Origin of the sequence: Kitasatospora sp. NPDC087861, assembly GCF_044742585.1 — a bacterium.
Lineage (GTDB): Bacteria > Actinomycetota > Actinomycetes > Streptomycetales > Streptomycetaceae > Kitasatospora.
Map to the genome: position 1 here is coordinate 150,566 of NZ_JBIUUS010000020.1, position 24,860 is coordinate 175,425.

At 71.5% G+C, this 24,860-nt stretch carries 24 protein-coding genes and 2 pseudogenes; 10 read left to right on the forward strand and 16 right to left on the reverse strand.

Features of this window, described 5'->3' with window-relative positions; translation table 11 throughout:
- Nucleotides 1-19: 19 nt before the first annotated feature.
- Together ACIOJE_RS26940 and ACIOJE_RS26945 are read right to left on the reverse strand one after the other, a co-directional pair.
- Nucleotides 20-709 (reverse strand): response regulator, encoded by a 690-nt coding sequence (locus tag ACIOJE_RS26940; RefSeq protein WP_400779402.1) that lies wholly within the window; start codon nucleotides 707-709, stop codon nucleotides 20-22.
- A gap of 25 nt (nucleotides 710-734) precedes the next feature.
- Entirely contained in the window at nucleotides 735-1,871 is a 1,137-nt protein-coding gene (locus tag ACIOJE_RS26945) for a sensor histidine kinase (protein ID WP_400779404.1), read from the reverse strand.
- A gap of 194 nt (nucleotides 1,872-2,065) precedes the next feature.
- On the opposite strand from ACIOJE_RS26945, the gene ACIOJE_RS26950 reads away from it, so the two are divergent.
- Nucleotides 2,066-2,638 carry a hypothetical protein gene (locus tag ACIOJE_RS26950; RefSeq protein ID WP_280678614.1) on the forward strand — a complete coding sequence of 191 codons (573 nt, stop codon included), beginning with the start codon at nucleotides 2,066-2,068 and terminating at the stop codon, nucleotides 2,636-2,638.
- 13 nt (nucleotides 2,639-2,651) lie between these two features.
- On the opposite strand, the gene ACIOJE_RS26955 is transcribed toward ACIOJE_RS26950, so the two are convergent.
- Entirely contained in the window at nucleotides 2,652-3,611 is a 960-nt protein-coding gene (locus tag ACIOJE_RS26955) for a DMT family transporter (protein ID WP_400779407.1), read from the reverse strand.
- A gap of 173 nt (nucleotides 3,612-3,784) precedes the next feature.
- On the reverse strand, nucleotides 3,785-4,450 hold the full coding sequence (locus ACIOJE_RS26960; RefSeq protein WP_400779409.1) for a CatB-related O-acetyltransferase: 666 nt from the start codon (nucleotides 4,448-4,450) through the stop codon (nucleotides 3,785-3,787).
- 94 nt (nucleotides 4,451-4,544) lie between these two features.
- Here ACIOJE_RS26960 and ACIOJE_RS26965 point away from each other — a divergent pair, with 94 nt between their 5' ends.
- The 3 genes from ACIOJE_RS26965 to ACIOJE_RS26975 all read left to right on the forward strand — a co-directional run bounded on the left by ACIOJE_RS26965 (nucleotide 4,545) and on the right by ACIOJE_RS26975 (nucleotide 6,618).
- Nucleotides 4,545-5,321, forward strand: a complete 777-nt coding sequence (locus tag ACIOJE_RS26965; protein ID WP_400779411.1) for a TetR/AcrR family transcriptional regulator — start codon at nucleotides 4,545-4,547, stop codon at nucleotides 5,319-5,321.
- A 126-nt stretch (nucleotides 5,322-5,447) separates the two neighbouring features.
- Entirely contained in the window at nucleotides 5,448-6,107 is a 660-nt protein-coding gene (locus ACIOJE_RS26970) for a peptidylprolyl isomerase (protein ID WP_400779413.1), read from the forward strand.
- 112 nt (nucleotides 6,108-6,219) lie between these two features.
- Nucleotides 6,220-6,618, forward strand: a complete 399-nt coding sequence (locus ACIOJE_RS26975) for a MazG-like family protein (protein WP_400779415.1) — start codon at nucleotides 6,220-6,222, stop codon at nucleotides 6,616-6,618.
- On the opposite strand, the gene ACIOJE_RS26980 is transcribed toward ACIOJE_RS26975, so the two are convergent.
- From ACIOJE_RS26980 to ACIOJE_RS27010, 7 genes are all read right to left on the reverse strand, one after another.
- Nucleotides 6,615-7,904, reverse strand: a complete 1,290-nt coding sequence (locus ACIOJE_RS26980) for a geranylgeranyl reductase family protein (protein WP_280678847.1) — start codon at nucleotides 7,902-7,904, stop codon at nucleotides 6,615-6,617. The two genes, ACIOJE_RS26975 and ACIOJE_RS26980, sit on opposite strands and share 4 nt — an antisense overlap.
- A 215-nt stretch (nucleotides 7,905-8,119) precedes the next feature.
- On the reverse strand, nucleotides 8,120-8,815 hold the full coding sequence (locus ACIOJE_RS26985; protein WP_400779417.1) for a demethylmenaquinone methyltransferase: 696 nt from the start codon (nucleotides 8,813-8,815) through the stop codon (nucleotides 8,120-8,122).
- 134 nt (nucleotides 8,816-8,949) lie between these two features.
- The gene (locus tag ACIOJE_RS26990) at nucleotides 8,950-9,537 is read right to left on the reverse strand and encodes a hypothetical protein (RefSeq protein WP_280678628.1); all 588 of its coding nucleotides are present in this window, start codon (nucleotides 9,535-9,537) and stop codon (nucleotides 8,950-8,952) included.
- Nucleotides 9,538-9,785: 248 nt separating this feature from the next.
- Nucleotides 9,786-10,427 (reverse strand): imidazolonepropionase-like domain-containing protein, encoded by a 642-nt coding sequence (locus tag ACIOJE_RS26995; protein WP_280678630.1) that lies wholly within the window; start codon nucleotides 10,425-10,427, stop codon nucleotides 9,786-9,788.
- Between the two features lie 16 nt (nucleotides 10,428-10,443).
- Complete coding sequence (mqnC, locus tag ACIOJE_RS27000; RefSeq protein WP_280678632.1) at nucleotides 10,444-11,664, reverse strand: cyclic dehypoxanthinyl futalosine synthase; 1,221 nt, start codon at nucleotides 11,662-11,664, stop codon at nucleotides 10,444-10,446.
- 112 nt (nucleotides 11,665-11,776) lie between these two features.
- Entirely contained in the window at nucleotides 11,777-13,465 is a 1,689-nt protein-coding gene (locus ACIOJE_RS27005; RefSeq protein ID WP_400779420.1) for a serine/threonine-protein kinase, read from the reverse strand.
- Between the two features lie 130 nt (nucleotides 13,466-13,595).
- On the reverse strand, nucleotides 13,596-14,555 hold the full coding sequence (locus ACIOJE_RS27010; RefSeq protein ID WP_400779422.1) for a menaquinone biosynthetic enzyme MqnA/MqnD family protein: 960 nt from the start codon (nucleotides 14,553-14,555) through the stop codon (nucleotides 13,596-13,598).
- A 346-nt stretch (nucleotides 14,556-14,901) separates the two neighbouring features.
- Between ACIOJE_RS27010 and ACIOJE_RS27015 the strand changes: the two genes are divergently transcribed.
- Nucleotides 14,902-15,105: a cold-shock protein gene (locus ACIOJE_RS27015; protein ID WP_031063656.1), complete on the forward strand. Its 204-nt coding sequence runs from the start codon at nucleotides 14,902-14,904 to the stop codon at nucleotides 15,103-15,105.
- 216 nt (nucleotides 15,106-15,321) lie between these two features.
- On the opposite strand, the gene ACIOJE_RS27020 is transcribed toward ACIOJE_RS27015, so the two are convergent.
- The gene (locus ACIOJE_RS27020; RefSeq protein WP_400779424.1) at nucleotides 15,322-15,516 is read right to left on the reverse strand and encodes a hypothetical protein; all 195 of its coding nucleotides are present in this window, start codon (nucleotides 15,514-15,516) and stop codon (nucleotides 15,322-15,324) included.
- Nucleotides 15,517-15,525: 9 nt separating this feature from the next.
- Here ACIOJE_RS27020 and ACIOJE_RS27025 point away from each other — a divergent pair, with 9 nt between their 5' ends.
- Nucleotides 15,526-17,004 (forward strand): recombinase family protein, encoded by a 1,479-nt coding sequence (locus ACIOJE_RS27025; RefSeq protein WP_400779427.1) that lies wholly within the window; start codon nucleotides 15,526-15,528, stop codon nucleotides 17,002-17,004.
- A 287-nt stretch (nucleotides 17,005-17,291) separates the two neighbouring features.
- Nucleotides 17,292-18,245 carry an IS481 family transposase gene (locus ACIOJE_RS27030; RefSeq protein ID WP_400779429.1) on the forward strand — a complete coding sequence of 318 codons (954 nt, stop codon included), beginning with the start codon at nucleotides 17,292-17,294 and terminating at the stop codon, nucleotides 18,243-18,245.
- Nucleotides 18,246-18,374: 129 nt separating this feature from the next.
- Here the strand turns inward: ACIOJE_RS27030 and ACIOJE_RS27035 are convergent.
- The 3 genes and pseudogenes from ACIOJE_RS27035 to ACIOJE_RS27045 all read right to left on the reverse strand — a co-directional run.
- Nucleotides 18,375-19,352, reverse strand: a pseudogene (locus ACIOJE_RS27035) (FtsK/SpoIIIE domain-containing protein); the annotation flags it as partial.
- On the reverse strand, nucleotides 19,349-19,555 hold the full coding sequence (locus ACIOJE_RS27040) for a hypothetical protein (protein WP_400779431.1): 207 nt from the start codon (nucleotides 19,553-19,555) through the stop codon (nucleotides 19,349-19,351). The gene ACIOJE_RS27040 and the pseudogene ACIOJE_RS27035, both read right to left, overlap by 4 nt.
- Nucleotides 19,555-19,818 carry a hypothetical protein gene (locus ACIOJE_RS27045; RefSeq protein WP_400779433.1) on the reverse strand — a complete coding sequence of 88 codons (264 nt, stop codon included), beginning with the start codon at nucleotides 19,816-19,818 and terminating at the stop codon, nucleotides 19,555-19,557. Before ACIOJE_RS27045 ends, ACIOJE_RS27040 begins: the two co-directional genes overlap by 1 nt.
- A 345-nt stretch (nucleotides 19,819-20,163) precedes the next feature.
- Here ACIOJE_RS27045 and ACIOJE_RS27050 point away from each other — a divergent pair, with 345 nt between their 5' ends.
- Together ACIOJE_RS27050 and ACIOJE_RS27055 are read left to right on the forward strand one after the other, a co-directional pair.
- Nucleotides 20,164-20,952, forward strand: a complete 789-nt coding sequence (locus ACIOJE_RS27050) for a GntR family transcriptional regulator (RefSeq protein WP_400779435.1) — start codon at nucleotides 20,164-20,166, stop codon at nucleotides 20,950-20,952.
- Nucleotides 20,953-21,943: 991 nt separating this feature from the next.
- A complete protein-coding gene (locus ACIOJE_RS27055; protein WP_400779437.1) occupies nucleotides 21,944-22,795 on the forward strand; it encodes a S8 family serine peptidase in 852 nt (283 codons plus the stop codon).
- Here ACIOJE_RS27055 and ACIOJE_RS27060 read toward each other — a convergent pair.
- Nucleotides 22,792-22,962, reverse strand: a pseudogene (locus ACIOJE_RS27060) (integrase core domain-containing protein); the annotation flags it as partial. The gene ACIOJE_RS27055 and the pseudogene ACIOJE_RS27060 sit on opposite strands and share 4 nt — an antisense overlap.
- 351 nt (nucleotides 22,963-23,313) lie before the next feature.
- Between ACIOJE_RS27060 and ACIOJE_RS27065 the strand changes: the two are divergent.
- Nucleotides 23,314-24,408 (forward strand): IS110 family transposase, encoded by a 1,095-nt coding sequence (locus ACIOJE_RS27065; protein WP_400779439.1) that lies wholly within the window; start codon nucleotides 23,314-23,316, stop codon nucleotides 24,406-24,408.
- Nucleotides 24,409-24,860: the final 452 nt, after the last annotated feature.

Genomic DNA, 24,860 nt, shown 5'->3' on the forward strand with positions numbered 1-24,860 from the left:
CTCCGTGCGCTGGGGCCGGTTACCGGCTACCAGCCGCCTTCTCCCAGACCCAGGCCGCGATGCCCACCCGGTTACGGGCACCGAGCTTGCGCTGGACGTTGGCGAGGTGGTTCTTCACCGTCCCCGGTGAGATGAACAGCCCCGCTCCGATCTCGGCGTTCGTCGCGCCGTCCGCCACCAGTTCGGCGATCTCCCTTTCTCGCGCGGTCAGCTCCTCAACCGGACCGGCCTTCAGCGGCGCCGGTGCCACAGGCCCGGCGCCGGCCCTCCGGTCGCCCGCCGGCGCCGCCATGTGCCGCAGCAACCTGACGGTGACCTGCGGGCTGATCAACGCGTCCCCCGCCATCGCCGCGCGGACCGCCTCGACCAGCAGCACCGGCCCAGAGCGCTTCAGTAGGAACCCGGCCGCACCGTGCCGCAGGGCCGTGTGCACGTACTCGTCCAGGTCGAAGGTGGTCACCACGATCACCTTGCACTCCCCGGCCAACTGTCTTGTGACCTCCAGACCGTCGAGCCTTGGCATCCGGATGTCCGCGAGCACGACGTCCGGTCGAAGCCGTCGGGCCTCCTCCACCGCTGCGACTCCGTCCGCTGCCTCCGCCACCACGGCCATGTCCGGCTGGACGTCCAAGATCATCCGGAACGCGCTGCGGACATCCGCCTGGTCGTCGGCGACCAGGATCCGAATCGGGCCCGTGCTGCCCCTCATCTCCACCCTTCCTCTGTGCTGGTCCTCATCGGACCGGTCTCCCCTGCATCTCCCGTTCCTCCCCTGCCTCCTCCACCCGCTGCGCTTCTCGCGTCTCGTTTCCCTCCTGCCGCTCCAACGGCAGCCTCACCGTCACCTGCCAGGCATCCTGGCCGTCCGCACCCGCTGCCAACGTGCCCCCGAGCGCCTCCACCCGGGCCGCCAGCCCCGGTAGTCCGCTGCCGCCGCCCCGGCGCGGGCGCCCACCTGCACCAGGGGCGAGGCCGTCATTCACCACCAGCAACTCCAGCCACCCACCGGTGCAGCGCGCCCTGACCTCGACCTGCCGTACGCCCGGGGCGTGACGCCGGACGTTGGTCAGGGCCTCGACAACGACCCGGTGAACCGTGCCCTCCACCTCCCGAGGTACTGGCTCCTCCGGGAGCTCCAGCCGGACCTCGGCGGCGCCCGAGGCGGTGAACCGCTCGACCAACTCGACGAGTTCGGCCAGCCCCTGCTGCGGTCCGCGCCCAGTCCCCTCCTCTGTGCGCAGCAGTTGAACCGTCCGGTCCAGCGAGGCCAGGGCCCGCTGCCCGGCCTGCTCTATCCGCTCGAACATCTCGACCGCCCGGGCCGGGTCGATGGCTGCCAGATAGGCCCCGGCCTGGGCCTGGGCGACCATGCCGCTGACGTCATGCGCCACGAAGTCGTGCAGGTCGTGGGCCAGTTCGAGCCGCTGGGCACGCCGTGCCTCGGCGACCGCCCTGTGCCGCCCCGCGTCCAGGCCGCGCAGATAAAGCCCGATCAGAACGGCCGGCAGGGCCAGCATCGACCCGAAACCGAAGAGGGTGAGCACGTCTCCGGGCCCGTCGATCGCCTGGAAGCGGGACGGCCAGAGCGCGACCGCACCACAGGCCGTCCAGGCCGCCGCCGCGCACCGCGGGCCGTCCTCCGCGCGCAGCAGGAGGACCACCGCCAGCAGCAGCGCGGCCAGTTCGGCCAGGCCGAGCACCCCGGGCCACCGGTCCGACTCCGTCCAGCGGCCGGCGAGCCAGACGGCGATCGTGACCGCCGACGACATCGCCCCGACCGCCGCGGTCGCGACCGCGGCCCCTCGGCGCCTGCGCGCCATGGGCACCAGCAGGAGGGTGGCCGGAACGACCACCGCCAGCAGCTGACTCATCGCCATCTCCTCCTTTCGACTGCCGCCACGTTACGACGGGTCGCCGGCTGCTCGCTTGTGCCGATCGGCATATTTCAGAGGCCTGTTGAGCAGGGAGAACAGCCCGATCGGCAGCTGTCGCGGATCGGCCGCAGCGGTCAGGCTTGAGCCATCGAAGCGGCCGGATGGGCCGACCGCGAAGGGAGTTCACCCCCATGTCGAAGATCATGATCAAGGCCCGGACCACCACTCGTCCGACCCCCTCGGCCGTCCCGGCCGTCCCGCCCGCGCCGCGATGGGCCGAGCTCGCCGCCAGGGCCACCGTCCTGACGACCGTGCCCTCGGGGCTGTGGCGGATCGCGTTCGGCTTCGGCGTCCCGGTCGGTTTCACTGGCGCCACGGCCGCGCGGTACGCCGAGCACCAGCCGGGCTGGGGCACGGTCTACGTCGTGGTGCTGAGCGCCCTGGCCGAGGCGTTGGCCTTCCTGACCGTCGGGCTGGTCCGGCCCTGGGGGCGGGTGGCGCCTCGCTGGATCCCGCTGATCGGCGGCCGGGCGGTCCGGCCGCTCGCGGCGATCGTTCCGGCCGCACTGGGCTCGGCGATTCTGACCACGCTCGGGATAGCCGCGCTGACCGGCGGCTGGAGCCGGAACATGGCGGAGGCGGACTCCCCGCACGGCATCGCCGGCCTGGTGATGACCCTCGCCTACCTGCCGCTGGTCGCCTGGGGTCCGCTGCTCGGCGTGGTCACCGTCGACTACGCCCGACGCACCCTGCGGCGCAGGTGACCACCGTGGCGTGTCACGCCGGGGCGGGCTCCGACTCCCGGTCCGCGGCTTCGGCCTCGGCCTCGGCCTGGCACGGAGCCGGGGCGGTGCGGCGGCCCCACTCGGTCGCGACCAGCACCAGGGCTCCGCCGACCAGGGCGAGCGGGCCCATCCGGTTCCCGGCGATGGTGATGCCGAAGACGGCAGCCCACAGCGGCTCGGTGCCGAGCAGCAGGCTCACCCGGGACGGCGAGGTGGCGCGGACGGCCCACATCTGGACGAAGAAGGCGAACAGCGTGCAGAACAGGGACAGATGCAGCAGCCAGGCCCACTGGCCGGGCCCGTACGAGCTGGCGAGAGTCCACGGCGACGGCCCCACGACCGCCGCGACGACCGCGAACACGGCGGTGGCAACAGCGAGTTGGACCCAGGTCAGAGCAAGCATGCCGGTGTCGCGGACGGCCCGGACGCGGGCCGTCGCCAGGACGAAGGCCGAACGGACCAGGGCGGCACCCAGGACCAGCAGGTCTCCGAGGGAAGGAGGACGCAGCCCGCCGTCCCCGGTGAGCAGGGCGACGCCGAGCACGGCCAGCCCCGCGGCCGCGAGGAAGGCCCGCGGCGGCGCCGTCCGGCCGAGGGCGCTCTCGCCGAGCGGTGTGAACACCATCGCCAGGCTGATGATCAGCCCCGCATTGGTGGCGGAGGTGTGCACGGCGCCGTAGGTCTCCAGCAGGAAGATCCCGCTGAGCACCAGCCCCAGCGCGCCGCCGCCGAGCCACTCGGCACGGCTCAGCCGCCGGAGCGCCGGCCAGGCGACCGCCCCCAGCAGCGGCAGCACCAGCCCGAACCGCAGGACCAGCATCGCCACGGCCGTCCCGGGCCCTGCCACCCGCTGGACGGCGAGGAAGCTCGATCCCCACACCACCGCCACGAGCAGGACCGGCAGATCGCGAAGGACCGAGGAGGACGAGGACATGGACAACGGGGCACGCATGGGTCAGATCCCTCCGAGCGTACGGAACCGGCGGGCGCGAGTACCGTACGGCGTCGGACGGACCCTGGAGCCGGGCGGAAGGCCCGGCTGTCGACGGGGCGGAGCGTGGAGCAGGAGGGCGCCATCTTCGCGCACCGGCCCGTCCGCGATCAATGCCCTTCCGGGTCCGGCGGTCAGCCGCCGAGCAGGCCGTTCGCCGCAGCGATCTCCTCGATGTCCGCCGGGGCCCCGGACATGATGGCGCGGACGTGCTCGGTGACGAGTTCCACCGGCCAGTCCCACCAGGCCGCGCGGAGCAGTCGCTCGACGTCGGCGTCCTCGAAGCGGCGCCGGATCGGGCGGCCCGGGTTGCCACCGACGATGGTGTACGGATCGACGTCGGCAGAGACCATCGCGCCGGCCGCAATGATCGCGCCGTCGCCGATCCGGACACCGGGCAGGACGGTGGCGCCGTGGCCGAACCAGACGTCGTTGCCGATCACGGTGTCGCCCCGGCTGGGCAGGCCCGTGACGATGTCGAGGGTCCGCTCGGTCCAGTCGCCGCCGAACATCGTGAACGGGAAGGTGGACACACCGATGGTCGGGTGGGCGGCGCCGGCCATCAGGAAGCGGGTTCCGGTGGCGATCGCGCAGTACTTGCCGATCACCAGCCGCTCGGGCCCGTAGGCGTAGAGGACGTTGCGCTGCTCGAAGCGGGTGGCCCCGTCGGGGTCGTCGAAGTAGGTGTACGCGCCGACCTCGATCCGCGGGTCGGTGACGAGCGGGCGCAGCAGGACCACCCGGTCGTGGCCGGCGAGCGGGTGCAGGGCGGTGGGATCGGGAATGGCGGTGGAGGTCATGCGGACTCCTCTCGTAACGCGACTAAAGTCGCATTACGATGAGCATGGCACGGCCACCTCGCCACAGCAAGCATTAATGCGACTGGAGTCGACTTTGAACGGGAACACTTCCGCGAACACCTCCGAGAACGCCCGCACGCACACCCCCGAAAACCCCCACCCCGAGCCCCGCACCCCGACCCCGCGCCCCGGCGGCCGCAGCGCCCGGGTCAGGGCAGAGGTGGTCGCCGCCACCCTCGCCGAGGTCGCCGAGAAGGGGTACGACAGCCTCACCGTCGAGGCGGTCGCGACCCGCTCCGGCGTCCACAAGGCGACGTTGTACCGGCGGTGGACCGGGGTGGACGGCTTGGTCGCGGACGCCCTGACCGCCTCGGCCGACCAGCCCTGGCCGCTGCCCGACACTGGCGACCTCCGCGAGGACCTACGCCGGATCACCCGGGAGGTGTTCACCGTCTTCACCGACCCCGACCTGGGCGCCACCCCCACCGCGCTGATCCTCGCCGCCCAGCGCTCCGACGCCGGCGCGGCCGCCCTGCGCGCCTTCTTCGCCGCCCGCCACCGCCAGGCCGCCGAGGTGTCCGAACGAGCGGTCGCCCGCGGCGAGTTGCCCGCCGGGACGGACGGCGCCGAGGTGGTCCGGGCCGCCACCGCCCCGCTCTACTACCGACTGTTCGTCACCGGCGAGCCGCTGGACGCCCACACCGCCGAACGCGCCGCCGACGCCGCCGCGCTGGCCGCCCGCGCCGGACTCTTCACCACCGCACCGCCCGCCGACCCCGCACCGCCCACCAACCCCGCACCGCCCACCAACCCCGCACCGACCGCCAACCCCGCACCGCCCGCCAACCCCGGCCCCCGGAAAGCCTCCTGACGCTCCCGCCCCTCCGCCCGCCCGATGGAACCCGATCCCCACCGCCCCCTACCGGATCGCCGCCCCGGCGTGGATGATGGCGCCATGCCAACCCCGCCGTCCACCACCCCTCGGAAGGCAAGTCACGTGAAGCGCGCACCCTGGGCGGCCCTGCTCGCCGTCGCCACCGTCCTCCCGCTCACGGCGAGCGCCGGCACCGCCGTCGCGGACACCCCGCCCCCCGCGCCCGCCTGCACCTACACCCCCGCGGTGCCGGCCGACAACTTCAAGGGCATCCCGGTCTTCGACGCCAAGAAGGCCTCCCAGCCCTACCGCGCCACCCTGCGCACCAGCCAGGGCGCGATCACCTTCCAGGCGTTGACCGACAAGGCACCCTGCACCACCTTCTCGTTCCGCTTCCTCGCCGAGCACGACTACTTCGACCGCAGCCACTGCCACCGCCTCACCACCCAGCGGCTCTACGTCCTGCAGTGCGGCGACCCGACCGGCACCGGCAGCGGCGGCCCCGGCTACTCCTTCCCAGACGAGAACCTGACCGGCGCCACCTACCCGGCCGGGACCGTGGCGATGGCCAACGCCGGTCCGAACACCAACGGCAGCCAGTTCTTCTTCGTCTGGAAGGACACCAAGCTCTCCCCCGCCTACACCCCGTTCGGCCGGGTCACGGCGGGCCTGGACGTGCTGCAGAAGATCGCCGCCGGCGGCGAGGACGACCAGAACAACCCCGGCGACGGCTTCCCCAACCTCCCCGTGAACATCCGCCACGTGAAGATCAGCACCCACTGACCGAAGGCCCACCCCGTCGGCCGGGCTCCCGCGCCCACTGACCGGCCGACCGCCGCCCGCCGCTGCTCCCGTACGGTGACAGCACCAACGACACCGCACGGGAGCAGCGCACATGGACAGCCGGATCTGGGAGAGCGTCGACCACCTGGTCGCGTGGCTCGACGAGGAGAGCACGCAGTCGCCCCGGGAGGAACGCCTGCTGCGGATCCTCAAGCTCTCCGAGGAGGTCGGCGAGGTCGGCGCCGCGGTGATCGGCGCCACCGGCCAGAACCCGCGCAAGGGCGTCACCCACAGCTGGGAGGACGTCCAGCACGAACTCTGCGACGTCGTCTTCTCCGCCCTCGTCGCCCTCCGGACGCTCACCCCCGACGCGGCCCGGGTCTTCGCCGACCGCCTCGCCTACGTCGAACAGCGCTCCGCCGCCTCCCGCCACCCGGCGGACCGGGAGCGGAAGACGGCGGAGGAAAAGGAGGAGACAGAGAAGACGAAGGAGACGGAGAAGAAGCCCTAGGCGTTCGGCGCGACCTTCGCGAGGCCGTTGATGATGCGGTCCATCGCGTCGCCGCCCTGCGGGTCGGTGAGGTTGGCGAGCATCTTGAGGGTGAAGCGCATCAGCATCGGGTGGGTGAGGCCCCGCTGGGTGGCGAGCTGCATCACCTTGGGGTTGCCGATGAGCTTCACGAAGGCGCGGCCCATCGTGTAGTAGCCGCCGTAGACGTCCTTGAGGATGCGCGGGTAGCCCTGCAGGGCGCGCTCGCGTCCGGTCGCGGTGACCCGGGCGTGGGCCTGGACGATGACGCCGGCGACGATCTGACCGGATTCCATCGCGTAGGCGATGCCCTCGCCGTTGAACGGGTTGACCATGCCGCCCGCGTCGCCGACGAGCAGCAGGCCGCGGGTGTAGTGCGGCTGCCGGTTGAAGGCCATCGGCAGCGCGGCGCCGCGGATCGGGTCGGTCATGTTCTCGGGGGTGTAGCCCCACTCCTCCGGCATGCCGGCGCACCAGGCCTTGAGCACCTCGCGCCAGTCGAGTTCGCCGAACGCGGGCGAGGAGTTGAGGATGCCGAGGCCGACGTTGGAGGTGCCGTCGCCCATGCCGAAGACCCAGCCGTACCCGGGCAGCTGCCTGCGCTGGCCACCGCGGGTGTCCCACAGCTCCAGCCAGGACTCCAGGTAGTCGTCGTCGTGGCGCGGCGAGGTGAAGTACGTCCGGTAGGCGACGCCCATCGGGCGGTCCTCGCGGCGGTGCAGGCCCATGGCGAGGGAGAGCCGGGTGGAGTTGCCGTCGGCGGCGACCACCAGCGGGGCGCGGAAGGTGACCGGCCGCTTCTCGTCACCGAGCTTGGCGGTGACACCGACGATCCGGCCGGTGCGGTCGTCCAGGACCGGCCCGCTGACGTTGCAGCGCTCGTAGAGCCGGGCGCCGGCCTTCTCGGCCTGACGGGCCAGCAGCTCGTCGAAGTCGGCGCGCTTGCGGACCAGGCCGTAGTCGGGGAAGGCGGACAGCTCGGGCCAGTCCAGCTCCAGCCGGACGCCGCCGCCGATGATGCGCAGGCCCTTGTTGTGCAGCCAGCCGTTCTCGGTGGAGACGTCGATGCCCATGTCCACCAGCTGCTTGGTGGCGCGCGGGGTCAGACCGTCACCGCAGACCTTCTCGCGCGGGAACGCGGTCTTCTCCAGCAGCAGCACGTCCAGCCCGGCCTGGGCGAGGTAGTACGCGGTGGTGGACCCGGCCGGGCCCGCGCCGACCACGATGACGTCGGCCGTACTCTCGATCGGGCTGTCCGGCTTCGTCAGATCGGCTGCGGTCTCGGACACGGTGGACACTCTCCTGGAGCTGCGGCTGGGGGACGGCTGCTTTTGTCTCCGGCAGTCTAGTTCCGTCCCCGCCGCCGGAAACGACCGCGCCCCCACCCCACCGGTCCCCCACCGCACCGGCCGCACCGGCCGCACCCGCGCCCCCCACCGCACCGGCCGCCCCCGCGCCCCCGCCGCCCGGGCCTGTCCGCCCGCTACCCGAGCTTGTACGCCCGGTGCAGCGCGACGATGCCGCCGGTGAGGTTGCGCCAGGCGACCTTGGACCAGCCGCTCTCCTGCAGCCGGGCGGCCAGCCCGGCCTGGTCGGGCCAGGCCCGGATGGACTCGGCGAGGTACACGTACGCGTCCGGGTTGCTGCTGACCGCGGTGGCGACCGGCGGCAGGGCGCGCATCAGGTACTCGGTGTAGACCGTCCGGAACGGCGTCCAGGTCGGGGTGGAGAACTCGCAGATCACCAGCTTGCCGCCGGGCTTGGTGACCCGCTGCATCTCGCGCAGCGCCGCGTCGGTGTCCTGGACGTTGCGCAGCGCGAAGGAGATCGTCACCGAGTCGAAGGTGTCGTCCGCGAACGGCAGCCGGGTGGCGTCGCCGGCGGTGAGCGCCAGTTCGGGGTGGCGGCTCTTGCCCTCGACGAGCATGCCGACGGAGAAGTCGCACGGGACGACCTGCGCGCCGGCCTCGGCGAAGGGCAGCGAGGAGGTGCCGGTACCGGCCCCGAGGTCGAGCACGAGGTCCCCCGGTCCGGCGGCCACCGCCTCGGCCACCGCCCGGCGCCAGGCACGGGCCTGGCCGAGGGACAGCACGTCGTTGGTGCGGTCGTACTTGGCCGCGACGTCGTCGAACATGGCGGCGACTTCGTGCGGCTGCTTGTCCAGAGAGGCTCGGGTCACGCCCCCATTGTTCACCCTCGCGCCGGCGCCCGGACCAAGGGGGCACGCCGGGCACGTCCGGCACCCGCCGGACGGGCCGGCCGGCCCGGGTGGGCCCACCCGTCCGAACGGGCCCGTCAGCCCGGCCGCCCCCGTCAGTGCTGCGCGCGCCGACCGCCCGCGCGCCGTCGGCGCCGGGAGCGCTTGCCGTGGGTTATCGCGGGCATCCCGTCGGCCAGCGCCCCGGTCGCCAGCGCGACGGTGGCGGCCAGCCGGCCCTGCCCGGCGCGGACCGCCAGGGCCCGCCGGTGCCGCCGGATCCGCAGCACGCAGATCACGAACATCCCGACCGCGACCGGCACGCTGAAGCGGGCCAGGCCGATACCGACCGGCTGCGGGTAGGTGTCGCCGCAGATCCGCACCGCGCCCGGGTCGTCGGCGGCGTGCTCCAGGCAGACCTGGTCGCCGATCTTGGCGCCGTCGGCGAGCGGCAGCGCGGCGGCGGTGTGGGACTGGCCGCCGGCCCGGTAGCTGACGGCGCTGTAGGAGCCGCCGCCGGTGGGGAGCTGGGTGACGACGCCCTCGGCTCTCACCGGGTGGGCGCCGATCCGGTCGGCCTGGTCGGCCTGGCGCCAACCGAGCAGGCACATGCCGACGGCCAGCACGGCGCTGAGCACGGCGGCGAGGTACCAACCACGGCCCATCCGCGGGGATCGCGGCGGGGGAACGGTCGCGGATCGCATGGTTCCTGTCCTGGCTTGCCGTCGGGGCCTGGGACGTGGCCCCGCCACCCGCGGGCACGGGCGGTGATGTGGTGAGGGTACGGAGTGAGCTGTCCGGGATCGTATCCGCTGGCGGGCCCTCAGGTCACGGCGAAGGGGGAATCACCCCGCCGGGTGGACACCGGAGTTCGGCGGCACACGAAGGAAGTCGCGTACGCCGCAAGGAAGTCCGGCTACCGGCGAGTACGCCGCACCCGCGCCGGTCCCGCTCAGCGCCGCCGGTACACCAGCCGCCCGCCCAGCACGGCGGCCAGGCAGCCGCCCGGCAGCGGCACGGCGAAGCCCTCCCCAACAGCGGGGAACACCACGAAGTCGGCCCGGCCGCCCGCCGCCACCCGCCCGTGCACGGCCGCCGCGAACGGCAGCACCGCCAACGGGTCCAGCGGGCCGTCCCCGGCGTCCCCCTCGTCCGGGGCGCCCGGCAGCACGACCAGCCCGGAGCGCGCCACCGCCGTCCGCACCGCTGCCCGCTCGAACGGCCCGGCCACCGCCGTCACCCCGAAGCCGAGCATCCGCTGCAGCCCGCGCCGGGCGCTCGCCCCGCACCGGGCGTCATCAACCGAGCCGACCAGCCCGCCCGCCACCGGCTCGACGCCGACCTCCTCGCGCGGGTCCGGGTGGTAGTCGCGCTCCAACAGCCGGTGCCCGTACGGGTTGCGCAGCCCGGGGGTGAGCACGGCGGCGCCCCAGTCCCGCAGCCGCGCCTGCGGGTGCGCGGCGGCCAGCTCCCGGTACGGCCCGACGGCCTCGATCCGGTCGCCGCGCACCAGCACCGCCCCGTCCGGGAGGGACGGGGCGGCGGGGTCGGCCGGGTCGGGCAGCACCAGGGCCGCCCGGTGCAGGGTCAGCACGGCGGTGGCCCTGGCCTCAGTTGTCCAGGATCTTCAGCTCGGGGTGCGCGGTGCCGCCCTCGATCGCGGTGGAGGCGATGTGCGAGGCGACCCGCGGGTCCACCGGGTCGTTCGCCGGGTCGTCCAGCACCCGCAGGTGCTCGTACGTGGTCGAGCGCTGCGCCGGGACGCGGTCGGCGGCCCGGATGAGGTGGATCAGCTCGGTGAGGTTGGAACGGTGCTTGGCGCCGGCCGCCGAGACCACGTTCTCCTCCAGCATGACCGAGCCGAGGTCGTCCGCGCCGTAGTGCAGCGACAGCTGGCCGGCCTCCTTGCCGGTGGTGAGCCAGGAGCCCTGGATGTGGGCGACGTTGTCGAGGAACAGGCGGGCGATCGCGATCATCCGCAGGTACTCGAAGACGGTGGCCTGCGTCGAGCCCTTCAGGTGGTTGTTCTGCGGCTGGTAGGTGTACGGGATGAAGGCCCGGAAGCCGCCGGTGCGGTCCTGCACGTCGCGGATCATCCGCAGGTGCTCGATCCGCTCGGCGTTGGTCTCGCCGGTGCCCATCAGCATGGTGGAGGTGGACTCCACGCCGAGGCCGTGCGAGACCTCCATGATCTCCAGCCAGCGCTCGCCGGACTCCTTGAGCGGGGCGATCGCCTTGCGCGGCCGCTCGGGCAGCAGTTCGGCGCCGGCGCCGGCGAAGGAGTCCAGGCCGGCCCGGTGGATCCGGGTGATGGCCTCCTCGATCGAGACGCCCGAGATCCGGGACATGTGCTCGACCTCGGAGGCGCCCAGGGAGTGGATCACCAGCTGCGGGAAGTCCGCCTTGATCGCCGCGAACGCGCGCTCGTAGTACTCCACCCCGTAGTCCGGGTGGTGGCCGCCCTGGAACATGATCTGGGTGCCGCCCAGTTCGACGGTCTCGGCGCAGCGGCGCAGGATCTCGTCGAGCTCGCGGGACCAGCCCTTGTCGCTCTTCGGCGGCACGTAGAAGGCGCAGAACTTGCACGCCGTCACGCACACGTTGGTGTAGTTGATGTTGCGCTCGATGATGTACGTCGCGATGTGCTCGGTACCGGCGTAGCGGCGGCGGCGCACCGCGTCGGCGGCGGAGCCGAGCGCGTGCAGCGGCGCCGAGCGGTACAGCTCCAGCGCCTCCTCCGGGGTGATCCGGCCACCGCCGGCGGCCCGGTCGAGCACGGCCTGCAGGTCGGTGCTGGGCGCATCGAGGGTGGTCGCTGCGAGCTCGGTCACCTGGCGGCCTTCTCTCTCTCGGATACTGCTGTTCTCGGCGCTGCCGGACCCCGGACGACGGGCGCCCGGGTACGGCCGAACCAGCCTACGCCAGGCCTTTCCGGCGTCCGCGTCAGCCCGCTGCCCCGTCGACCTTGCGCAGGGTGCCGACCGGGTTTCCGGCCGCCGGGTCGGCGGAGCTGAAGCGGATCGTGCCGTCGCCCTGCAGGGTGAGCGTCTCGGCGTTCGCGCCGCCGGTGCAGGCGCCGGGCAGCGAGGAGCGGACCAGCCGGGAGGCGAACACGAGCTTGGTGTCGGACACCGACCTGAGCGTCCAGGCGCCCTCGCAGCTCAGCGGGATCAGGCCGGTGAGGGCGTTGCGGCTGGTGGTGTTCTCCTGGCCGATCGCGGCCGGACCGATGGTGAGCGTGGTGGTGCCGGCGGGCACGCCCTTGTCCGTGACCATGTCCCCGCGCCAGGTGCCCAGGAACCCGGCCGGCACCACGCTCGGCCCGCCCGTCCCGCTGCCCGTCCCGGGCGACGGGGCGGCGGAGGTGCGGTCGGCGGCGGTCGGGGACGGCGCCGGCCTCGGCCCCGCGCTCCCGGAACCGCCGTCCCCCGTGGGCGCCGTCGGCCCGGCGACCACCCCCGGCCCCGGATCCGCCCGGTGCAGCCACGCGTACACCCCGTACCCGCCGCCCCCGAGCGCCAGCAGCGCGAGCACCACCGCCACCACGAGCCCGGCCCGCCCCGGCCGCCGCCGCCCGGGCTTCACAGCCTCGCCCGTACCCCCGCCCGCGCCCACACCCACACCCGGCACCAGCGTCGGTGTCCGCCCCACCGGCGACTCCGCGGCCGCCGCCCCGACCACCGGCGAAGCCCCGCCCGCCACCGGAACCCCGACCGACGAAGCCCCGTCCCCCTCCAGATCCAGCAGCCCCACCGCACCGCGCCCCACCGCCGCCGCCAGTGCCGGCGGCAGCCAACCGCCCTGCCCCAGCCGGGCGGTGGCCGTGCCGTCCGGGTCCAGCGCGGCCCGGAGCGCACCCGGGGTGGGGCGGGCGGCCGGGTCCTTGGCCAGGCAGTCGAGGACGAGCGTGCGCAGCGGCCCGGCCAGGTCGGCGACGTCCGGTTCCTCGTGCAGCACCCGGTAGAGCAGGACGGCGGCGCTCACCCCCTCGCCGAAGGGGTGCACCCCGGTGGCGGCGAAGGCGAGGACGGCGCCGAGCGAGAAGACGTCGCCGGCCGGCCCGACGGCCTGCCCGTTCGCCTGCTCGGGCGGCATGAAGCCGGGCGAGCCGACCACGTACCCGGACCGGGTGAAGCCGCTGGTCGCGTCGAGCGCGCGGGCGATCCCGAAGTCGATCAGCCGCGGACCGTCCAGGGTCAGCAGCACGTTGGACGGTTTGACGTCGCGGTGCACCAGGCCGAGCCCGTGGACGTGGGCGAGCGCCTCGGCGAGCCCGACGCCGAGGGCGCGCACGGCCGGCTCGGGCAGCGGCCCGAAGTCCCGGACGGCGTCGCCGAGCGCCGGACCGGCCACGTAGCCGGTGGCGACCCAGGGGTGCTCGCCCTCGGTGTCCGCGTCCAGGACGGGTGCGGTCCAGGCGCCGCCGACCCGCCGGGCGGCGGCCACCTCCTGCCGGAAGCGGGCGCGGAACTCGGCGTCGTCCGCGAGTTCGCCGCGCACCACCTTGACGGCCACGGTGCGTCCGCCCGCCGTCCGGCCGAGGTAGACGCGGCCCATGCCGCCCGCGCCGAGCCGCCGCAGCAGCCGGTAGGCGCCCACTTGCCGCGGGTCGTCCGACCCCAGTGCCCGCATGCCCGCCACGCTCCCCTCGCGCCGTGGGCGCGCGGCCGTCCGGCCGCGTCCGCCGCCCCGGGCGCGTCCGGCGGTCGGCCCGCACGACGTGCCCGGGAGCAGACCGTACCGGGCGGGGGCCGCCCCGCGCTCAGCCGACCGGCAGCACCGCCGGCTCCAGCACCGGCTCCAGCACCGGCGACCCCGGCACCACCGACCCCGGCGCCGCCGACTCCAGCAGCCGCACCGCGACGTCGGGCGCGAAGCCGCTGTCGTGCGCCACCCGCCGGGCGAACTCGGCGACGCCGGCCAACTGCCGCTCGCCGAGCGAGAAGTCGAGGGCCTCGCTGAAGTACCGCTCCAGCACGTCCGCCCCGAAGGCCTCCCAGCGGGCGGCCTGTTCGGCGACCTTGGCGGCCTCGACCAGCGACAGGTCGCGGGACTCCAGGAAGGCCCGGTGCACGGCCGCCGTCAGGTCCGGCCGGCGCTCGGCGAACTCGCGGCGCACGGCCCAGACGGCGAAGACGAACGGCAGGCCGGTCCACTCCTTCCACATCTCGCCGAGGTCGTGGACGGTCAGCCCGAGGTCGGCGGCCTGCCCGAGGTAGGCGCGCAGCGCCGGGTCGCCGATCAGGACGGCGGCGTCGGCCTCGGCGAGCATCGAGCTCAGGTCGGGCGGGCAGCTGAAGTAGTCCGGGCGGACGCCCTCACGCTCCTCCAGCAGCAGTCGGGCGAGCCGGACGGAGGTGCGGCTGGTGGAGCCGAGGGCGACCCGGCGGCCGTCCAGCTCGGCGAGCGGCACCTTGCTGACGATGAGGCAGGACATCACCGGGCCGTCGCTGCCGACCGCGATGCCGGGCAGGACCAGCAGGTCGTCGGCGTTGCGCAGGTACTCCACGCAGGTGATCGGCCCGATGTCCAGCGAGCCGTCGACGAGCTGGTCGCTCAGCTTCTCCGGGGTGTCCTTGGTGAGGTCGAGATCCAGCAGATTGCCGGTCCTGGCGAGGCCCCAATAAAGGGGGACGCAGTTCAGGAACTGAATGTGGCCGACCCGCGGCCTGACCGGGGCGGCCTCCTGGGGCTCCCGCGTTTGTCCGTCCGGTGCTGCCACTGCGCCGCTCCCTCGTGCCGTTCGTGCGCCTTCCCGCAGCGTATGCCCGGTGCCCGGAAAGGCCCGCACCGGGCACCTGACACGCGGGCCCGGGCCCTTGCGACACGCGCCGTCCGGGCCGCAGTTCACCCCTGGTCGTCACAGCGACCGCATGCTAGCGTTGCCCTCAGTTGCAGTTTGATTCCCCTTGCAGTACTTGAAGCCTGCGGAGCATGTAACCGCAGGCTTTTTGTAGTTTTTCAGCAATATCGAAAAACTTCGGACTCGTCCGGAGGCAGGGCGATCAGCGCAGCGGACCGGGTGCCACACGGTGTGGCCCCGATACGTCCCTCGCAAGGAGAACGGCATGGCCACGGGAACCGTCAAGTGGTTCAACGCTGAGAAGGGCTTCGGCTTCATCGCCCAGGAGGGCGGCGGCCCCGACGTCTTCGTCCACTACTCCGCCATCAACGCGAGCGGCTTCCGCTCGCTGGAGGAGAACCAGGCGGTGAGCTTTGACGTCACCCAGGGCCCGAAGGGCCCGCAGGCGGAGAACGTCGTCGCTATCTGACCATCTTCTGATGTTCTGATCGCTCGGGACCCCACCGGGTCCGTCGACGGCCCCCGACGGCCGTCACCCACGAGCACAAGAGCAACACCCAAGGGGGCCCGCCCGACCGGCGGGCCCCCTGCCTTTTCCGGCCTAGGCGGCCGGTGGCAGAACGAGGCCCGCCCCCGCACCACTCGGTGCGGGGGCGGGCCTCGTCGTGTGCCCGGCCGGCGGGGGTCAGGCGGCCGCCGGGGCCGCCTCCTTGTCCGCCTGTGCCGGGATGACGGCCGACGGGGCGTCGTCGTACAGGTCGCCGGAGGGGTGGTTGTAGGCGGCGACGTCGAGGATCTTCTCCCGCGAGGCCACCAGGACCGGCACCAGCACCTGGCCCGCGACGTTCGTCGCTGTACTCTGAACACCTACGTTACGCACAGTGATCATTTGAGATCAGGGGGTGCAATTCCCAAGGCTACTCGGGTCGGCGTCTACGTCCGCATCAGCAAGGATCGCAAGGGACAGGAACTCGGCATCCAGCGCCAGGAGAAAGCCTGCCGGGAGCTGTGTGACCGTCTCGGCTGGACGGTCCTCAAGGTCTATCCGGAGAACGACGTCTCGGCGTCCACCAGCAGCCGGAAGCCCCGTCCGGCCTTCACCGAAATGATGAAGGACGCCCGCTCCGGGATCATCGACGCGATCGTCGTCTACTCGATCGACCGCCTCACGCGCCGGATCACCGAGCTGACCAGCTTTCTGGAAGAGCAGAAGGAGCACGGGTTCGCCTTCGCCACCACCGAGGGCGAGGACACCGCCAGCGCCTCCGGTCGCATGATCCTCACGATCAAGGGTGCGGTCGCGCAGCAGGAGACCGAACGCATGGCGGAGCGGGTCAACTCCGCTCTCCTCCAACGCCGTGAGAAGGGCAAACCGCACGCCGGCGGCCCCCGCGTGTTCGGCTTCGCGGCCGACTCGGGGTTTCAGCGGGTCGTCCCGGAGGAGGTCGAACTGATCCGACTCGGATACGACATGCTCATGGACCGCAAGACTCCCGGCGAGATCGCCCGTGTATGGAACGCCAAGGGGGCGCGGTCGTCAGGGGCCGGGACGTGGTGGACGCCGAACAAGGTCAAACGTGTGTACCGGTCCGAACGCGTCGGCGGGATCATCACCTACAAGGGGCAGGTACTGGGCGACAGCATCTACCCGCATCCTCTGACGAAGGAGGAGTGGGAGAACGTTCAGGCCGTACTCGACAGCCGGGCCGCCCCAGTCGCCAAGGGCGCGGGCAAACGGAAGCACCTCTACTCGGGTTTCCTCAAGTGTGGTCCCTGCGGCTCCAACATGGCCATTCAATGGGTCACCGACAAGACCCGCACGTTCCGCCAGACCCGTTGCGCCACCAACCGCAACGCGACCGACGGCCGCCCGGCGTGCGGCAAGGTCAGCCGGGCGTACACGTGGGTCGAAGAGCAACTGAACAAGGTCGTCGAAGCCGCGCTGCTCGCCCAGCAGCCGAACATCACGCCGGTCGAATCCGGCACGGATCTGACCGGCGAAATCTCCCTGCTGGAGGAACGCATCCGGCTGCTTCGTCTCCGTTGGAAGGAGCAGAAGTTGGAGGATGAGGACTACTTCGACTCCTTGGGCCACCTACGGGCCGAACTCCAGTCGCTGCGCACCCGGGAGGCGGCGGCAGCAGTGGCGCAGTCGCAGACCGAGGTGGACGCGCTTGCCGTCTGGCGCGATGACACCATGCAGAATCTCGAACGCCGCCGGGCCATCGTGGCAACCGTCATCTCCGAGGTCGAGGTACACAGCGTCGGCCGAGGCCGGCGGAAGCCGCCTGAGCTCGACTCGATCACCGTCACCCCGGTTGGCCAGCATCGCCCGGAGGAGGAACACGCTCCCGTCGACGATCACTGACGTAGCCCGCCACCACCCCGGAGAGCTGCGCGTCGTAGTCCTCCGGGGGGACCCACCTCGAAAGGATCTCCGCGATCCACTCCGCCACCGGGCCCGTCGCCGGAGCAGTCATGAGTGGTCACCTGCTGAGGGACTATCACGATCTAGGTGTACGGCACCCGGTTGGCCTAGCTGTACTGACCACGGAGGTTGGTGACAGGGCTCACGGCTGTGTGGTCTTGAAATGAGTGAGGGCCTTCTGGCTCGGTGTGGATTGCGACATCTACCCGGTTTCCAGAAAGGCCCTCATGCCACACCGTAACGCACCGCTGACCGAGACCGGACGCCTGCGCCTGGCCCGCTGCGTGGTCGAGGACGGCTGGCCGCTGCGGCGGGCCGCCGAGCGCTTCCAGGTCTCACCGACCACGGCCAAGCGGTGGGCGGACCGGTACCGCACGCTCGGCGAGGCCGGCATGAGCGACCTGTCCAGCCGCCCGCACCGCAGCCCGCGCAGGCTGCCCACCCGGACCGAGCGGCGGATCGTCAAGGTCCGCGTCCTGCGACGCTGGGGACCGGCCCGCATCGCCTACCTCCTCAAGCTCAACCCGGCCACCGTGCACCGGGTCCTGGTCCGCTACCGGCTCGCCCGCCTGGCCCACCTCGACCGCGCCACCGCCCGTCCGATACGGCGCTACGAACGCGCCGCACCAGGCGAGTTGGTGCACGTCGACATCAAGAAGCTCGGCAACATCCCCGACGGCGGCGGCCACAAGACCCTGGGCCGCGAGGCCGGCCGCAAGAACCGCTCCAGGGCCGGCTACAGCTACCTCCACAACGCCGTCGACGACCACTCCCGCCTCGCCTACAGCGAGATCCTGGCCGACGAGCGCAAGGAGACCGCCGCCGCGTTTTGGGCCCGGGCGAACGAGTTCTTCGCCCGGGCCGGGATCACCGTCCAGCGCGTGCTGACCGACAACGGCGCCTGCTACCGCTCACACCCCTGGCGCGATGCCCTCGCGGCCGAGGGCATCGCACACAAGCGCACCCGCCCCTACCGCCCCCAGACCAACGGCAAGGTCGAACGCTTCAACCGCACCCTGCTCGACGAATGGGCCTACGCACGTCCCTACCGCACCGAACAGGAACGACGCGACGCCTACCCCGCCTGGCTCCACACCTACAATCACCACCGCGGACACACCGCACTCGCAGGCCAACCACCCGCAAGCCGCATCCCCAACCTCACGGGACAGAACACCTAGGGCGTCCTTGTTGAGGTCGCCGAGCGCCATCTCCGCTGTGCCCGCGTCGCTCACCCGGTGGCAGATGCGGCCGGCCAACTGCGCCCGCAGGGCCGTGACGCCGGGGCCGAGGTCGGAGCCGACCCGCTGACCGGCGATCACCAGGTGGATGCCAAGCGCGGCGCCGAGCTGCGCGAGCCGCAGGAGGTTCGTGGAGATCTCCCCGACTTCCGCTTTGTCCTCCCGTGTGGCCATCAGGTACAGCTCCGCCACCTCGTCGACGATCAGGACGACGGGCAGCTTGCGGAGCTTTGCGGGCAGGTCCCAGATCGACCGGGCGCCGACCGAGCGGCACAACTGCATGCGCGCTTCCGTCTCGGCGACCAGCTCGGCGAGCAGGCGAGCCGCTTCCGTCCGGGTGGAGGCCAGCGCGGAGAGCCGGTCCTCAAACAGCGACAGTTCCATGCCGCCCTTGAGATCGATGCCGAACAGGGCGACGCGCTGAGGGGCGAGCTCCTTCACCAGAGCGGCGATGAGCGTGGACTTGCCGGAGCGGGTGGCGCCGACGATCAGCCAGTGCGGCGCCCGCCGGAAGTCGATCACCCAGGCCCGGCCGTCCTCCAGCAGGCCGACGACCGCCCGCAGCACACGCTGCTTCAACTGGTACGGCACCACGGGCGCCCGCAGCGGGTCCCAAGCCAGTACCGACAGGGTGACGAACCCGCGCTCGTCGGAGAACAGCCGGACCGCGTGCACTCGCCAGGCATGGGTGATCGCCTCCACGGCGGACAGGAAGTGCTCCGGCACCTGCCCCGGGTGCAGCCGCACCGCCACGTCCAGACCACCGCGCCGCAGCTTCGGCACACCCAGACGGGGCGGGACCGGCTTGAGGGGATCACCCCTGACCACCAGGTCCCCGAGCAGCACCCGCCCAGGACGCTTCGCGACCACGAGACCCAGGTTCGTGGTCAGGCGCCGCCAGGTGAGACGGACCCTGACCACGGTGACCGGGTAGCCGAGCAAGCACCACCACACGTAGGGGTAGCTGCGCCGCAACCCGGGGGCCGTGGTGAGCAGGATGAGCACGGCGGCGAGCAGGATCACCCAGAGGAGTTGGGCGAGGATCACGGCCGTCCCCCGTTCTCGATCGCGGTGTTGTGGGCTTCGGTCTCCAGGTCACGGGCCTGGCCAGCGGCCTTCGTCGCGACGGTGGCGATGTGGTCGAAGAGCTGGGCGCCGTCCTCGTCCCGGCCGAACGGGTCCACCTCTTCAGCCAGGTCTCCGAGTTCGCGCAGCAGGCCGCGCAGGCGCACGCGGGTCGCGCCGCTCATCAGGCGTCGCCGCCCTTGCGCGAACCCGACGCCGGGGCGGAGGCCGGGATAGACGTGATGGCGTCGGCGCGGAAGGACAGGCCGTGGCGGTCTCCCATCGCCCACGAGAACGCCGTCAGGCCGGTGACGGCCACCCCCACGCCCTCGACGATGCCGATCGGTTCGCCCGACACGCTGATCTCGATGATCGAGGCCCGCCGGCCGTCCTGCCTCACCGCGACACCGACCGTGTACACAGTCTGCCCCTCGCGGTCCTTGCGCACCTCTCCGGTCTCGCGGTTCGCGATCCGCGCCTCCGGGGGCAACGATGCAGGTCATCGTGCCGAGCCGGGTTCCGTCCACGGGAATGGACTGCATGAGCGCACACTCCTAGACCACAAAGGCCGTTTAACGTCCGCCGTCAAACGTACTTACCTTTGCGCTCTTGATGATGCGACACCTTGACGCCCCGACGCAAGCGATTCATGCTTACGTTTAACGCCTAGCAACTGACGACAGACCTACATATGCCGCCCCACCAGAGCAAACGACCACACACGAACCCTCGAAAACACCACGACACACGAGACGCGGGCCTCCCCCGGCGCCCGCACCAAGGGGTCCACACCATGGCGATCATCCGGAACGAGGCACTGCACAAGCAGGTGGCGGCGGCGATGCGACAGGCGATCGCCACCGGCGAATGGCCCCCCGGCACCCAGTTGCCCACGGAAACCGACCTCGCCCAGGCGTACGGGGTGTCCCGACCAACCGTCAGGCTCGCCGTCGCCGCCCTGCGCGGTGAAGGCCAGTTGGACGTGAAGCAGGGGCGCGGCACCTTCGTGCGTGCCACCGTCCACGGGCCCGCCAGCGCCATGGAGCGCACCGTCACTCAGCGCGGCAGCCGGTACGAGACGCCCACTGACGCATGGTTCGACCAGGGCGAGGAGCCGACCGCCTACCGCACCCGCACGGACGCGATCACCGCGCCGCTGCTGGAGATGGACCAGGACGAGCTGATGATCGGCTGCGACCGCCTCATCACCAACCCCTCCGGCGAAGGCCGAGCCCTCCACCGTCTACTACTGCCGATGGAGCGCGTCGAAGGCACTCCCCTCGCCCAGCAGCCAGGCGTGACACCGGCCGAGGCGTACGCGACGCTGGCCGCCGCCGGGCGCGAACTGGCCTGGCGCGATCGGATCAGCGCCCGCGTCCCCCAGCCCGACGAGCGCGAAGCGCTCCAACTGTCCGAAGCCGCCGGCCTGCTGGTCGTCCACCGCGTCACCTACGACCGACCCTCACACCTGCCCCTGATCCTCGAAGAGACCCGGATCGGCGCAGAGACCACCGCCGTGACCTACGACATCGAAGCCACCAGGCCCAAGCGCAGCGCCCGTCAGACAAAGGCAAGCTACTGACGCCGACCTCGGCGGCGATCTCATTGTTGGACAGGCTGATGGATTTCTGGCTTTTGAACCAGTCGGTTCCGGTTGGCACCTAAGCCTGCCCACAGAGTGCCTGGGAGCCAAGTTCTCAAAGCTCAATATTTGCTCAAGTTGTGGCTGTCGACTGACGCTTCGTGCCAGACTCTTGAATGTTCCCAGACAGGGAACATTTCGGAGGGGAAAAGAAAATGCGCATACGTCGAGTTGTAGCGGCTGCGGCTATTTCGGCAGCGGCCGTGCTGGGGGGCGCGACGAGCGCCAGTGCGGCGCAGACGGTCACCGAGGGGCATTGCGACTATGACGGTCCTGCCGGTTGCACCACCTACTTCCAGCCCACCCGCGAGGCCTGCGCAGGGGTCATGGCGTGGTGGAACTCGGGCTACCGGGGTGACGACTACTTCGCCTACAAGGTCCGTACGTGCGCGGTGACGTTCGCCGGTGGCCTGGGCGGCCGAGGCTGACGTTCCATCCGGGGGATGGGTCCGGCTTCTTCGCCGGGCCCTTCCCCCGGGTCCGCCATGTATGTGGTGACTTCGCTCAGACGCGCTCCGTCCCGCCCAGTTACTGTTGGATTAGGTTTATCGATCAAGGAGGCGGTAAGACTTGGGCACCGTTATTGCACTATTGGTCGGGCTTGTAGCCACAGTCATTGCCGCTACCGTTTTCCTGGCCCGCCGGGACAGATTGCGCAGTTCCCATTCTGATGGCGCCACCGGAATACTGATCGAGCAGCAACGAACTGGCCAGGCTCTCCAAATGCGTAGAACCTATTCCAGCACTGCAATCCACCACGGAACCGGGCTGGTTTCCGACGACCTACACAAGTACTACTCCTAGAAGGCACTCGAACGTGACTCGAGGGACGACCCGCATCCTTGCGCTGGCAGCCCTTGTGGCCGCGCTCTGCCCCGCTTCCTCCCCCGCGTCACCGGACGCCACCCAGCTTCCCTGGCCGTTGCGCGCCATGAACGCCACCGCCGCCTGGAAGAACTCCACAGGAGCGGGAGTGATCGTCGCTCTAGTCGACAGCGGGGTGCAGGCCAACGCCGCGCTGACCGGACCGCGCCTACCGGCCGTGGACTTCACTGATTCGGGAACCCCCGAGACCGATGACGACCAGCTGCTGTCACACGGCACCATGATGGCCGCGCTGATCAGCGGCGCCCGAGGCCTGCCGGGCCTCGCACCCCGCGCGACGCTTATGCCCCTCAAGGCCGTCACCCCGAGCCCCAAGGTCACCGCTCAGGGCGATGCCGAAGCGATCCGATACGCCGCTGACCACGGTGCGAAGGTTCTCAACCTCTCGTTCGGCCTCCCTGGTCCGCTCGATCCGTGGCAGGAGGCAGTGCGGTACGCCCTGAGTAAAGACGTTGTCGTCGTCGCAGCCGCCGGAAACTCTGGCGCCCACCACGACCCCATCAGCTACCCGGCCGCCTACCCAGGCGTGCTGGCCGTCAGCGCCACCGGACCCGACGGGCAACTATCGCCTTCGTCCACCTGGGGCCCCGGCGTCGCCATCTCCGCACCAGGCGCGCACATGCCGCTCTACAGCCGAGGGTGTACCAACTCCACCACGACCTTTGCGGTGTGCATGGGAGACGGTGGCACCAGCGCAGCCACCGCGTACACTTCCGCCGCCGCCGCACTGGTCCGCTCCGCACATCCGGACTGGGACGCCAGGCGCGTGATCGCCCAGCTGCGCTACACGGCGCGACCCCCACACAACGACACCGAGAGATACGGCTCGGGCATCCTCGCGCCCGACCTCGCACTCACCCGGCCGGACTCTCGTGACGCCGGTATTGACGGTTACTAGCTGTTCTGTCCCGTGAGGTTAGGGATGCGGCTGGCGGGTGGTTTGCCTGCGAGTGCGGTGTGTCCGCGGTGGTGATTGTAGGTGTGGAGCCAGGCGGGGTAGGCGTCGCGGCGTTCCTGCTCGGTGCGGTAGGGCCTGGCGTAGGCCCACTCGTCGAGCAGGGTGCGGGTAGGGTCGGCCGAGCGGCGAGGTGCCTGCCGGTGCAGGCCCTTTTCCGCTCGGCCTCCCTCCGAACCGGACTGGCCCGTTTCCGAGCATCCGGCTCTCCAGTGACTACTGCGTGAGCCTCGGGCTCGGCTTCCCGATGTGGATCCGCTCGTGGCAGGCGCCGCAGACCACGAGGGCCTTCCGCCGGCGCTTAGCCTCGCGCTTTCACGAGGTGGGCTGTCCCAGCCGTGAGCAAGAAACGAGGAGTGCCGCTGACCTGACCCTATGAGGGTCGGGCCCCCTTCCGTGCACAGCCCGACGATGCCTATCGTCCGGGTACGTACATACGTGCTCGGGAAGGAGGCCCGGCAATGTCTGTCTACGTCGGAATCGACGTGCACCGCAAGCGGTCCCAGATCGCTGTGATCGACCAGGACGGCGAGGTGCAGGTCAACCGCAACGTCCCCAACGGCGTCGAGACCGTTCTCGGGGTGATCGGGGACCTGCCGATCGGCACTCCGGTCGCGTTCGAGGCCGCCTACGGCTGGGGCTGGCCGGTAGAACTCCTGGACGACTACGGCTACGAGTCCCACCTGGTCCACCCGCTGCGCTGCAAGGCGATCGCCTCGGCCAGGCTGAAGAACGACAAGGTCGACGCCGCCACCCTCGGCCAGCTGCTGCGCGCCGACCTCCTCCCGGAGGCGTGGATCGCCCCACTGGACGTGCGCCAGCAGCGTGGCCTGCTCCGCCACCGCTTCCAGCTGGTCCGCCTGCGCACGCTGCTGCGCAACCGCATCCACGCGGTCCTCGCCGACTTCGGGCATGCCCGGGCGGGCGGCTTCAGCACCGGTCCGGGCCGCGCCTGGCTCGCCGAACTACCGCTCCCGGACGCCTCCCGCCGTGTGGTCGACGACCTCCTCGCCCTCATGGACGGCATGCAGCCAGCCATCGACGCCCTCGACAAGGAACTCGCGGCTCACGCCCGCGGCGATCCCCGCGTCGCCGCGCTCATGGAACTGCCCGGCGTCGGCACCCTCACCGCGCTCGCGATCGTCACGGAGGTCGGCGACATCACCCGGTTCCCCTCCGCCCGCAGGCTCGCCTCCTGGGCCGGTCTCACCCCGACCGTCCACAGCTCGGACCGCACCGTGCACCAGGGCCACATCTCCAAGCAGGGCGACGCGTGGCTGCGCTGGATCATGTGCGAGGCAGCCCAGACAGCCAAACGCCACCCGCTGTTCGCTTCCGGCTACCAGGACATGGCGCGCAGACGGGGCAAGAAGATCGCCACCACTGCGGTCGCCCGCAAGCTCCTCACCCGCGCCTACCACGTCCTGCGCGCGGCACACGACGAGCAGGCCCCGTCACGCCGTCGGCCTCAAGACCGCAAACGTCAGGGGCGGCCACACGCTCCGGGCGCGCTCGCAAAGTCCCATGAGACGGCACCGCCGCGCTCGATGACCTGACTGAGCAGCCCGGTTCCCCGCACCACGGTCATGGCGCCGGTCCCGGCCGGACGCCGGATGGGTGGATGTGACACGTCACGAGCCGGCCCGCTCACTGCGGGGAACACCAACACGCAGGCCCCCACGACCACTTCGGAACGTCCTCGGCGGATCCATCATCGCCCGCCGCTCGTCGGCGTCCAGCTCGTTCGTCCTCGCCCGTTCGATCCCTCACGGACTCCGGGCGCTCCAACTGGACCCTCTCCCACGCGGCAGCCGCGCCGAACAACCGCCAGGAAGCCCCAAAGAAGACACCCCGAGAAGTCAGCAAACCCCGGGGTCAGCAGCCTGCCACTTGACAGGCCCAACCCTCATGGGTGGGACGATAGGGCTTGTCTAGGGCTCTTGTCGTCGTCAGGAAAGCTGCACTCCTCAGGTGAAGAAGCGTAGCGGGTTGTACCCGTCCGTCCGCG

What these genes read in the sequence shown, in the direction of transcription:
- ACIOJE_RS27030 (WP_400779429.1), top strand. Translation starts at nt 17,292, where the DNA reads ATGCCACACCGTAACGCACCGCTGACCGAGACCGGACGCCTGCGCCTG.
- ACIOJE_RS27065 (WP_400779439.1), top strand. Translation starts at nt 23,314, where the DNA reads ATGTCTGTCTACGTCGGAATCGACGTGCACCGCAAGCGGTCCCAGATC.
- ACIOJE_RS27015 (WP_031063656.1), top strand. Translation starts at nt 14,902, where the DNA reads ATGGCCACGGGAACCGTCAAGTGGTTCAACGCTGAGAAGGGCTTCGGC.
- ACIOJE_RS27040 (WP_400779431.1), bottom strand. Translation starts at nt 19,555, where the DNA reads ATGAGCGGCGCGACCCGCGTGCGCCTGCGCGGCCTGCTGCGCGAACTC.
- ACIOJE_RS26990 (WP_280678628.1), bottom strand. Translation starts at nt 9,537, where the DNA reads ATGCGATCCGCGACCGTTCCCCCGCCGCGATCCCCGCGGATGGGCCGT.
- ACIOJE_RS27055 (WP_400779437.1), top strand. Translation starts at nt 21,944, where the DNA reads ATGAACGCCACCGCCGCCTGGAAGAACTCCACAGGAGCGGGAGTGATC.
- ACIOJE_RS26950 (WP_280678614.1), top strand. Translation starts at nt 2,066, where the DNA reads ATGTCGAAGATCATGATCAAGGCCCGGACCACCACTCGTCCGACCCCC.
- ACIOJE_RS26955 (WP_400779407.1), bottom strand. Translation starts at nt 3,611, where the DNA reads ATGCGTGCCCCGTTGTCCATGTCCTCGTCCTCCTCGGTCCTTCGCGAT.
- ACIOJE_RS27050 (WP_400779435.1), top strand. Translation starts at nt 20,164, where the DNA reads ATGGCGATCATCCGGAACGAGGCACTGCACAAGCAGGTGGCGGCGGCG.
- ACIOJE_RS26940 (WP_400779402.1), bottom strand. Translation starts at nt 709, where the DNA reads ATGAGGGGCAGCACGGGCCCGATTCGGATCCTGGTCGCCGACGACCAG.
- ACIOJE_RS27005 (WP_400779420.1), bottom strand. Translation starts at nt 13,465, where the DNA reads ATGCGGGCACTGGGGTCGGACGACCCGCGGCAAGTGGGCGCCTACCGG.
- ACIOJE_RS26960 (WP_400779409.1), bottom strand. Translation starts at nt 4,450, where the DNA reads ATGACCTCCACCGCCATTCCCGATCCCACCGCCCTGCACCCGCTCGCC.
- ACIOJE_RS26975 (WP_400779415.1), top strand. Translation starts at nt 6,220, where the DNA reads ATGGACAGCCGGATCTGGGAGAGCGTCGACCACCTGGTCGCGTGGCTC.
- ACIOJE_RS26945 (WP_400779404.1), bottom strand. Translation starts at nt 1,871, where the DNA reads ATGAGTCAGCTGCTGGCGGTGGTCGTTCCGGCCACCCTCCTGCTGGTG.